This is a genomic window from Yersinia thracica (genome assembly GCF_902170565.1).
Classification (GTDB): domain Bacteria; phylum Pseudomonadota; class Gammaproteobacteria; order Enterobacterales; family Enterobacteriaceae; genus Yersinia; species Yersinia thracica.
This window is the reverse complement of the sequence record NZ_CABHXX010000136.1, coordinates 63,630-72,797: the sequence shown is the minus strand read 5'-3', so window position 1 is coordinate 72,797 and position 9,168 is coordinate 63,630. Positions and strand designations below refer to the sequence as shown.

Genomic DNA, 9,168 nt, shown 5'->3' with positions numbered 1-9,168 from the left:
GCTTCTGCCTGCCGAAACAGGCTTCGATATCGTCTTGCGAGTGCCCACACAGATTGTCTGATAAATTGTTAAAGAGCAGTGCGTTAGCAACCCGTGGTTGGTAACGCGAGGTGCGCATATTACGCTTTCCTCATTCAGAGTCAACTACTAATTTCGTTGAATTTCTCTGTTCTCTTCGCCGGTCACTTAACTACTTGATTCGTTGTGTGCCGTCTCGATGGATGCGCATTATAGGGAGTTCTCAGCCGCCCGCAACCGCTAATTTCAATAAAAATGACTGTTTGCTGCATTCCACAGCAAAACCCCGCTTTATACGCAGTTGTGCACAAACTTATCCACAGATTGAATCTGCACTCAAAATTGACGAGCATCACGCAATCGTTTTCGCTACAATTCCCCGCGTCGAAAAAGAGTGACCTCGTCGGCAAAAGATCGATGGCATGGGGTGATTTTTTAGAAAATGGGGTAACGAGGTACGTGATAAAGCGTATTTTAATGTTGTGAGGGCGAGTTTTGCCCTAAAAGTCGTCGCCGACGGGCCTTATCCCCCGGTTTGGGACGTTATATGAATCCCTTCTTCTATATAGCTATCTATATAGAAGGAGGGATTCATATAACGCTCTATTGAATGATTGTGAAGAATAACTGCGACTCCAAAGCCAAGGGATAAAACCATGCAACAACGCCGCCCAATCCGCCGTGCTCTACTCAGTGTGTCTGACAAAGCCGGTATCATCGAATTCGCCGCCGCGCTTTCTCAGCGTGGTATCGAGTTACTTTCCACCGGCGGAACTGCCCGCCTGCTAGCTGATGCTGGTCTGCCAGTCACTGAAGTTTCTGACTACACCGGTTTCCCGGAAATGATGGACGGACGCGTTAAGACTTTGCATCCAAAAGTACATGGCGGGATTTTAGGCCGTCGTGGCCAAGATGACGGCATCATGGCCCAGCATGACATTCAGCCAATTGATATTGTAGTCGTAAACTTGTATCCATTCGCTCAGACGGTTGCCCGCCCAGATTGCTCACTGGAAGATGCGGTTGAGAATATTGATATCGGTGGTCCAACCATGGTGCGCTCTGCAGCCAAGAATCATAAAGATGTTGCGATTGTGGTTAAGAGCAGCGACTACCCTGCGATTATTGCCGAGCTGGATGAGAATGACGGCTCATTAACTTATCCAACCCGCTTCGACCTGGCCATCAAGGCTTTTGAGCATACTGCCGCTTACGACAGCATGATTGCCAACTACTTCGGCGCGCTGGTGCCACCTTATCATGGCGATACCGAGCAACCATCAGGCCGTTTCCCTCGCACCCTCAATCTTAACTATATAAAGAAACAGGATATGCGTTACGGTGAAAACAGCCACCAGCAAGCCGCCTTCTATATAGAAGAAGATGTTAAAGAAGCATCAGTGGCAACCGCCCAGCAATTGCAGGGCAAAGCGCTCTCCTATAACAACATCGCCGATACCGATGCCGCACTTGAGTGTGTGAAAGAATTCAGTGAACCGGCCTGTGTTATTGTCAAGCACGCCAACCCGTGCGGCGTGGCTATTGCTGACTCGCTGCTGGCGGCTTACGACAAAGCCTATAAAACTGACCCGACGTCTGCTTTCGGCGGCATTATCGCCTTTAACCGCGAGCTGGATGCCGAAACCGCCAGCGCCATTATCAGCCGCCAATTCGTTGAAGTGATTATCGCCCCCTCAGTCAGTGCTGAAGCATTAGCGCTATTAGCCGCCAAACAGAATGTCCGCGTTCTGACTTGCGGTCAGTGGCAAGAGCGTTCTGCCGGTCTGGACTTTAAACGCGTCAATGGCGGGCTGTTGGTGCAAGACCGCGATTTAGGGATGGTGACCGCCGCGGACCTGCGCGTAGTATCCAAGCGCCAGCCGACCGAGCAAGAGCTACGTGATGCTCTCTTCTGTTGGAAAGTGGCTAAATTCGTTAAATCAAACGCGATTGTCTATGCGCGCGACAATATGACTATCGGGATAGGCGCAGGCCAGATGAGCCGTGTGTACTCCGCCAAAATAGCCGGTATCAAAGCGGCCGATGAGGGATTGGAAGTCGCTGGCTCTGCTATGGCCTCTGATGCATTCTTCCCATTCCGCGACGGCATTGATGCTGCCGCAGCCGTCGGGATCACCTGTGTTATCCAACCGGGCGGTTCTATTCGTGACGATGAAGTGATTGCCGCCGCCGATGAACACGATATCGCGATGATCTTTACCGACATGCGCCATTTCCGTCATTAATTAAACCGCTTAACGGAGTCATCAGATGAATATTTTGATTATTGGCAATGGCGGGCGCGAGCATGCGCTGGGCTGGAAAGCTGCACAGTCGCCTTTAGCGGATAAAATTTATGTCGCGCCGGGCAATGCCGGTACTGCGCTGGAATCGGGTTTAGAAAATGTCGATATCGCCGCCACGGATATTGCCGGTTTGCTGGCATTTGCTCAGAGCCACGATATTGGCCTGACTATCGTCGGCCCAGAAGCACCGCTCGTCATCGGTGTGGTTGATGCTTTCCGCGCCGCAGGTCTGACTATCTTCGGCCCAACCCAAGCCGCCGCTCAGCTTGAAGGTTCTAAAGCTTTCACCAAAGATTTTCTGGCCCGCCACCATATTCCAACGGCGTTTTACCAGAACTTTACCGAGGTTGAACCGGCGCTAGCCTATGTTCGCAAGATTGGTGCGCCAATCGTGATTAAGGCTGATGGACTGGCTGCCGGTAAAGGCGTGATTGTTGCGATGACATTGAAAGAGGCAGAAACCGCTGTTCATGACATGCTGGCGGGCAATGCATTTGGTGATGCCGGTCACCGCATCGTGGTGGAAGAGTTCCTCGATGGCGAAGAAGCTAGCTTTATTGTGATGGTTGATGGCGAAAACGTGTTACCGATGGCCACCAGCCAAGACCATAAACGCGTTGGTGATGGTGATACCGGCCCGAATACCGGTGGCATGGGCGCTTATTCTCCGGCTCCCGTTGTTACTGATGAAGTTCATCAGCGAGTAATGGATCAGGTTATCTGGCCAACCGTGCGCGGTATGGCGGCGGAAGGCAATATTTATACCGGCTTCCTTTATGCGGGCTTGATGATTTCAGCTGACGGGCAACCGAAAGTTATCGAATTCAACTGCCGCTTCGGTGACCCCGAAACTCAGCCCATCATGCTGCGCATGCGCTCAGATTTGGTTGAGCTGTGCTTAGCCGGTGCGCAAGGCAAATTGAATGAGAAAACCTCAGATTGGGATGAACGCCCATCACTGGGTGTCGTCTTGGCGGCAGGCGGTTACCCAGCTGATTACCGTCAAGGTGATATTATTCATGGGCTACCGCAGCAAGAAGTGGCGGAGGGGAAAGTGTTCCACGCCGGTACCAAACTGAATAGCAATAAGGACGTCGTGACCAGCGGTGGCCGCGTACTTTGTGTCACGGCACTCGGTGCAACCGTCGCCCAGGCACAGCAAAATGCGTATAAGTTAGCGGAAAACATTCAGTGGGAAGGCGCTTTCTGCCGTAAAGACATTGGCTATCGGGCGATTGCCCGTGAAAAAGCATAGTCCGTGAAAAAGCATAGTCCGTGGGAAATAATAGTCCGTGGGAAATAATTGTTCGCGGTAAATAAGTCTTCAAGTCTTTCCAAGGGGTACTGTTCGCCATGCCCCTTTTCTTACAACCTGTTTTCTTACAAGCTGCCTGATTGAGGTTCCCAGCGACAGAAATCCTGATTAGCAACCAACAGCAATTGCTGACCTTCCGGTGAATCCAGCCACGCGGTACCCAAAGGTTCCGCACTATTCGCGCCGCGTTTGGTCAACCATGATTGCGAATTATCATCAAGGCTCGGGCGTACCGTCTTCCCGGCGCAAGTTATCATGATGCCGTCCTGCCAACGCCCCTGAATTAACCGAACATTGCCCGCGCGCAATGCCGTGCTCAGTTCCAAAACTCGCTTAGCCTCTAACTGATAAACTGCAATATTATCCGCAGAGAGTTGCTCACGCCGTGCTGCCAGTTGGCGTTGCATAAAACTAACCTGCCCTTGCTCATCAAAACGTAGCTCGACGCTTTGCGGGTTATGGCTCAAATAATTGCGCCGAATTTCCCGTAATATGCCATTTTGATATGCGTAGAAGGTCACGCGGGTATTGTCCCCCGAATAGGGACTGTAGACGCTCATCAGCACTTGTGGCTGCTGCTGCGCATTATCCTGACGCCATATGCGAACAACACCGCTGTCGGCAATATAACCGCTGGCACTGAATTGGGGAGGGCCGGATTGACTGCTACAGGCGCTGAGACCAAAGGCTAAACCGAGGGCCATCAGCACCCGCTGCATAAACAAAAGGGGTTTTGCCACCCCCTTGTTTATTATTTTCACTGACACACTATTAAGATTTAACAGCGTCTTTCAATGCCTTACCAGAAACAAACGCTGGCACATTCGCTGCAGCAATTTTGATTTCTTTACCGGTTTGTGGGTTGCGGCCAGTGCGCTCATTACGATGGTTTACTTTGAAGGTACCAAAACCAACCAATTGTACTGCATCACCCTCTTTCAGAGATTCGGTAATGGCAGCCAATGTAGACTCTAAAGCAGCTTTTGCTTGTACTTTAGAAAGGTCCGCTTTGTCCGCGATTACGTCAATCAGTTGAGTCTTATTCATAAGTTATCCTTACAGTGTGTTTATCGTTTGCAAAGCATCAAGTGCGACGGATATGCCGATGGACAGCACTCTCCTGCATACACGCACCGATAGCCACTTTTTTTCGCCCCCCAAATGTAGAACAGACAGGGGGCAGATGTGAAGCCTTAAGACGTGACAAATCAGGCGTTAAATCACGTTTTCTTGCCTTATTGCGTTAAATTTATGCCAATGTTGCTAACAGCCGCTTCCCGTAGGTCAGATCGTAACCCTTTGATCAGATCCAAGTCGCGCTCTTCGCAGTCAGCTAACAGGCGGAAAATCTCCCATTGAATGTCCCATTCTTCTTCAATCGCAGGTAAGATTTTCAGTTCTTCGTCGGTCATTTCTTTACCGGCCAACGTCATTTCCAGCATCGCAACAGTGCGGATAGATGCTTCGCTGATAGCAATAGCATGTTCCAGTGTTTCGCCACTCAAACGCGAATGAATAGCTTCACTTAATGCAATACATGCATCAATGGCTGGGTAGACGCCGTAAATAGCATAGTCATCAGCGGAAGGAATTGCCTCTTCCAGCTTCTCTAACTGGCTATCAAAATTGACCTTGGCATCTTTTACCACCAAGGTTTCCCAGATAAGGTCCAGAATACGTCGATAAACGGCCGGATCACCAAACTCGGTTTCCAGACAAAATTGCTGATAGTTGGGATACATCCGCTCACATAAACAAGCCATGAAAGTCAGATGTTGCCAACTTTCCAGCTTCTCGAGGCGTAGATGAATCGGATTGCGTATCATTATGAGTTCTCATTATTCATTATCTGCGCAGCAGTGTACCCGAAATTAAATCATATCCCTATGCTTGCCAAGCAAATCAGGATTTTTCCGCACCCACCGCTGAAATTGCGGGCGGTTTGAGGCGATAGCATCAGCCCAGCGGGTTGGTTCTGGCAAACGGTAACCCGCCATGCAAAGCTGCACCCATTCCAACGCACTGGACACACTCACCCGATGACCGGGCGAAATAAACAAAGGATTACAGCGCGCTTTGCTGCGCCACACCCAACCAAGCTGCTCATCGGCATCAACCAATGGCTGTAATGCGCCATTATCGTGACCCAATGGCTCAAAGTGCCCGCACAGGCGGCTTTTGGCAACACCAATAGTCGGCACATCAACGAGCAAGCCAAAATGGCTGGCGACACCTAAACGACGGGGGTGCGCAATACCCTGCCCATCAACAAAAACCAACTGGGGCCGTTGCTGTAACTGTTCCCAAGCGGCTAATAATGCAGGATATTCACGAAAGGAAAGTAAACCGGGGATATACGGCAATGAAGTTGCCACGCGGGCAACCTGATATTCCACCAGCCCCAACGAGGGAAAACGTAAAATCGCGATAGCAGCCCGAGTGACCTCCCCCTGCTGCTCAAAACCCACGTCCGCCCCGGCAATAAAGCACACGGACTCGCTAGCGATATCATCTTGAAGACTAATTTCAGATGCCCGTTGTTGCTGTTCTGCCCGCAGCGCTTTGGTGTCTATCATCCGCTCCCCGGTATATAAACTGATTACTTTTGGTGATAAGGCTTTGATAACGTATGCACGGCTTCGACAAAAGCACCTGCATGTTCTGGCGGGACATCCTGATGGATACCGTGGCCCAGATTGAAGACATGCCCCTCACCCTGGCCAAAACTGGCCAGGATTGTGCTGACTTCTTCTTCAATACGCGCCGGAGGTGCATAAAGAACGGAAGGGTCCATATTGCCTTGCAGAGCAACTTTATCACCCACACGGCGGCGCGCATCGGCGATATCCGTGGTCCAATCCAGCCCTAATGCATCACAACCGGTCGCGGCCATCGCTTCCAACCATTGCCCACCGCCTTTGGTGAATAAAGTGACCGGAACCCGACGCCCGTCGTTTTCGCGGATCAGGCCATCGACAATTTTATGCATGTAATTCAAAGAGAATTCAGCATAATCGTGCCCAGTCAGCACCCCGCCCCAGGTATCAAAGATCATCACGGATTGTGCGCCCGCTTTGATTTGAGCATTAAGATACAAAATGACGCTGTCAGCCAGTTTATCCAGCAACAGATGCAAAGTCTGCGGCTCGGCATACATCATTTTCTTCAGTTTGGTGAAAGCTTTGCTGCTGCCGCCCTCGACCATATAGGTCGCCAACGTCCATGGGCTACCGGAGAAACCAATTAATGGCACCGCACCGGCCAACTCACGGCGAATGGTTCTCACCGCGTTCATAACGTAACCCAATTCCTGCTCTGGGTCGGGAATGGGCAGTTTTTCAACATCAGCCCGGCAGGTAATGGGAGATTGAAAACGCGGGCCTTCGCCGGTTTCAAAATAAAGCCCCAGCCCCATGGCATCAGGAATGGTCAGAATGTCTGAAAACAAAATCGCCGCATCCAGCGGATAACGACGCAAGGGTTGCATCGTCACTTCACAGGCCAACTCAGCATTTTTGCACAGCGACATAAAATCCCCGGCAATAGCGCGGGTGGCTTTATACTCTGGCAAATAGCGACCTGCCTGGCGCATCATCCACACCGGAGTCACATCTACCGGCTGGCGTAGCAAAGCACGCAGATAACGATCGTTTTTCAACTCATTCATGATAAAGCTCCCTTGATTATCTGCGCGCATTGTAGCATGTCAGATAATACTTTCCTGTTGCGGCTAAAGGCGGTTTTTAGCTACTCGCCCGCATTGAACTGCTCTTCGCGACATAATACGACGGTATCTTCAATCAGCCGGCGTGCCACGGTGCCCGGCGGCGGCAGTAATGGCAATTGGTCATAGCGATACCAACCGGCATTCAACAGCTCTTTAGGATCGTGTTGTAGCTCGCCGCTGTCATACTCCGCCATAAAGGCCATCATCAGTGAATGCGGGAATGGCCACGGCTGTGACGTCACATAGCGCAGGTTTTTAATGTGGATATTACTTTCTTCCAGCACTTCGCGGGAAACCGCCTGTTCCAGCGTCTCCCCCACTTCGACAAACCCTGCCAACACGGTGTTAATACCGCCACGATGACGAACATGTTGCGCCAATAAAATTTCATCACCACGGCGAATGGCAACAATCACGCAAGGGGCGATTTGTGGATAATAACGTTCACGACAATGATTACACAGGCAAGCCCACTCAGTGCGGCTGGCATGCATTTGATGCCCACAATAGCCACAATAGCGGTGAGATCGATAAAACTCGGCTAATTGTACCCCGCGCCCCGCCAGTTGAAACAAACCGCGATCGACATCCAGTAATTGCCGCACTGACCCCATCTCGGTGGGCATCTGTTGGCGAATCAGCCAAACCGCCTGCCCTTGCCATTCACCAATCTGCCGTGCGGTCGCGCCCTGTAATGACCAATTGGCCGCATTACCCTGTGGTAACTCCCCGCTTGGTAACCATAATTTGTTTTCATGGCTGACAATCCACCAGCCACTTTCTTTACCTGTAAGTTGTAGTTCCATATCGTTGTTGCACAACCTCGACTTCACTGGCAATCTAGAATCCGGCTTGTTACATTTTTGTAACCCATTATTACTTCACGGAGTCGATCTCATGCTCAACCGACTAGAAAGCCTAACTCAACGCGTTGGCGGCAGTAATGAATTAATTGATCAATGGCTTCATGCACGTAAAGAACTTTTAGTCTCATATTGCACAGTGATCGGTATTAAGCCGCAAAAAGAAAAGCATACCCCGCTTAATGAAAAAGCGCTGAAGAACTTTTGTCATAATCTGGTGGATTATCTCTCCTCCGGACATTTCAATATCTACGACAGAATTATCAAACAGGTGGAAGGCGCATCCAGCCCGAAAATGGCTCTGACCACCAAAGTTTATCCTGCTTTGAAAAATAACACTCAAACTATCATGGCATTCCATGATCGCTATACAAACATTGAGATCGATGACGATAGCTGCACCGAGTTTCAACAATCTTTATCCGATATCGGCGAAACCCTTGATGCCCGTTTTCGGCTGGAAGATCAATTAATTCAGTGGGCGGCTGAATCCTGGCAAGCTGCTCAGCCAGTGGATCAAGCAGGGCAGGTAAAGTAGCCCACTGATCTGTGCGGGCTTGTAGTTTTCATTCAATCTCAATACCCAAAGTAATTGGAATTGCAGGTAGGCAGCAAGTGAATGAATCCCGATGAACTTACATAGGTAAGTGATTCGGGTGAATAAATGTAGCTAACACCGCTGCAATTTCAAGTAAGAAGGGTATATAGTGAGGTTTCTTGTCGGAGTGCCTAGCACCTGTTTTCTTAGGAAAGCAAACGCAGGCTGAGACCGTTAATTCGGGATCCGCGGAACCTGATCGGGTTAATACCCGCGAAGGGAACAAGAGTAATTTATCGCTACAGGCCCGGCATTCCCCGACAGGTGGCTGCCGGTCACTGGCCAACATCGTTACTCCCGCCAAGCTCCAGACAAGCAATTTTCCCCTTAACCACATTGGT

General features: G+C 50.4%; 9 protein-coding genes and 1 riboswitch. Of the genes, 3 read left to right on the top strand and 6 right to left on the bottom strand.

Translation table 11 applies throughout. From position 1 onward, the window contains the following. The first annotated feature begins 674 nt into the window (after positions 1–674). Complete coding sequence (gene purH / locus FTA91_RS19695; protein ID WP_050116450.1) at positions 675–2,264, top strand: bifunctional phosphoribosylaminoimidazolecarboxamide formyltransferase/IMP cyclohydrolase; 1,590 nt, start codon at positions 675–677, stop codon at positions 2,262–2,264. A 25-nt stretch (positions 2,265–2,289) separates the two neighbouring features. Continuing rightward, the gene (gene purD, locus FTA91_RS19690) at positions 2,290–3,579 is read left to right on the top strand and encodes a phosphoribosylamine--glycine ligase (RefSeq protein ID WP_050116449.1); all 1,290 of its coding nucleotides are present in this window, start codon (positions 2,290–2,292) and stop codon (positions 3,577–3,579) included. A 125-nt stretch (positions 3,580–3,704) separates the two neighbouring features. Here purD and FTA91_RS19685 read toward each other — a convergent pair whose 3' ends face one another. The 6 genes from FTA91_RS19685 to nudC all read right to left on the bottom strand — a co-directional run bounded on the left by FTA91_RS19685 (position 3,705) and on the right by nudC (position 8,172). Next, complete coding sequence (locus FTA91_RS19685; RefSeq protein ID WP_050116448.1) at positions 3,705–4,358, bottom strand: DUF1481 domain-containing protein; 654 nt, start codon at positions 4,356–4,358, stop codon at positions 3,705–3,707. Positions 4,359–4,410: 52 nt separating this feature from the next. After that, on the bottom strand, positions 4,411–4,686 hold the full coding sequence (hupA, locus tag FTA91_RS19680; protein ID WP_004393601.1) for a nucleoid-associated protein HU-alpha: 276 nt from the start codon (positions 4,684–4,686) through the stop codon (positions 4,411–4,413). A 188-nt stretch (positions 4,687–4,874) separates the two neighbouring features. Further along, on the bottom strand, positions 4,875–5,465 hold the full coding sequence (locus tag FTA91_RS19675; protein WP_038638459.1) for a YjaG family protein: 591 nt from the start codon (positions 5,463–5,465) through the stop codon (positions 4,875–4,877). A 45-nt stretch (positions 5,466–5,510) separates the two neighbouring features. Next, positions 5,511–6,215 (bottom strand): deoxyribonuclease V, encoded by a 705-nt coding sequence (gene nfi / locus FTA91_RS19670; RefSeq protein ID WP_050116447.1) that lies wholly within the window; start codon positions 6,213–6,215, stop codon positions 5,511–5,513. 23 nt (positions 6,216–6,238) lie between these two features. Beyond that, positions 6,239–7,306: a uroporphyrinogen decarboxylase gene (hemE, locus tag FTA91_RS19665; RefSeq protein ID WP_145583786.1), complete on the bottom strand. Its 1,068-nt coding sequence runs from the start codon at positions 7,304–7,306 to the stop codon at positions 6,239–6,241. 80 nt (positions 7,307–7,386) lie between these two features. Beyond that, a complete protein-coding gene (nudC, locus tag FTA91_RS19660) occupies positions 7,387–8,172 on the bottom strand; it encodes an NAD(+) diphosphatase (protein WP_050116446.1) in 786 nt (261 codons plus the stop codon). A gap of 91 nt (positions 8,173–8,263) precedes the next feature. Here nudC and FTA91_RS19655 point away from each other — a divergent pair, with 91 nt between their 5' ends. After that, a complete protein-coding gene (locus FTA91_RS19655; protein ID WP_050116445.1) occupies positions 8,264–8,767 on the top strand; it encodes an Rsd/AlgQ family anti-sigma factor in 504 nt (167 codons plus the stop codon). Between the two features lie 173 nt (positions 8,768–8,940). Next, positions 8,941–9,066, top strand: a riboswitch (TPP riboswitch). Positions 9,067–9,168 lie beyond the last annotated feature (102 nt).

What these genes read in the sequence shown, in the direction of transcription:
- purH (WP_050116450.1), top strand. Translation starts at nt 675, where the DNA reads ATGCAACAACGCCGCCCAATCCGCCGTGCTCTACTCAGTGTGTCTGAC.
- purD (WP_050116449.1), top strand. Translation starts at nt 2,290, where the DNA reads ATGAATATTTTGATTATTGGCAATGGCGGGCGCGAGCATGCGCTGGGC.
- FTA91_RS19685 (WP_050116448.1), bottom strand. Translation starts at nt 4,358, where the DNA reads ATGCAGCGGGTGCTGATGGCCCTCGGTTTAGCCTTTGGTCTCAGCGCC.
- hupA (WP_004393601.1), bottom strand. Translation starts at nt 4,686, where the DNA reads ATGAATAAGACTCAACTGATTGACGTAATCGCGGACAAAGCGGACCTT.
- FTA91_RS19675 (WP_038638459.1), bottom strand. Translation starts at nt 5,465, where the DNA reads ATGATACGCAATCCGATTCATCTACGCCTCGAGAAGCTGGAAAGTTGG.
- nfi (WP_050116447.1), bottom strand. Translation starts at nt 6,215, where the DNA reads ATGATAGACACCAAAGCGCTGCGGGCAGAACAGCAACAACGGGCATCT.
- hemE (WP_145583786.1), bottom strand. Translation starts at nt 7,306, where the DNA reads ATGAATGAGTTGAAAAACGATCGTTATCTGCGTGCTTTGCTACGCCAG.
- nudC (WP_050116446.1), bottom strand. Translation starts at nt 8,172, where the DNA reads ATGGAACTACAACTTACAGGTAAAGAAAGTGGCTGGTGGATTGTCAGC.
- FTA91_RS19655 (WP_050116445.1), top strand. Translation starts at nt 8,264, where the DNA reads ATGCTCAACCGACTAGAAAGCCTAACTCAACGCGTTGGCGGCAGTAAT.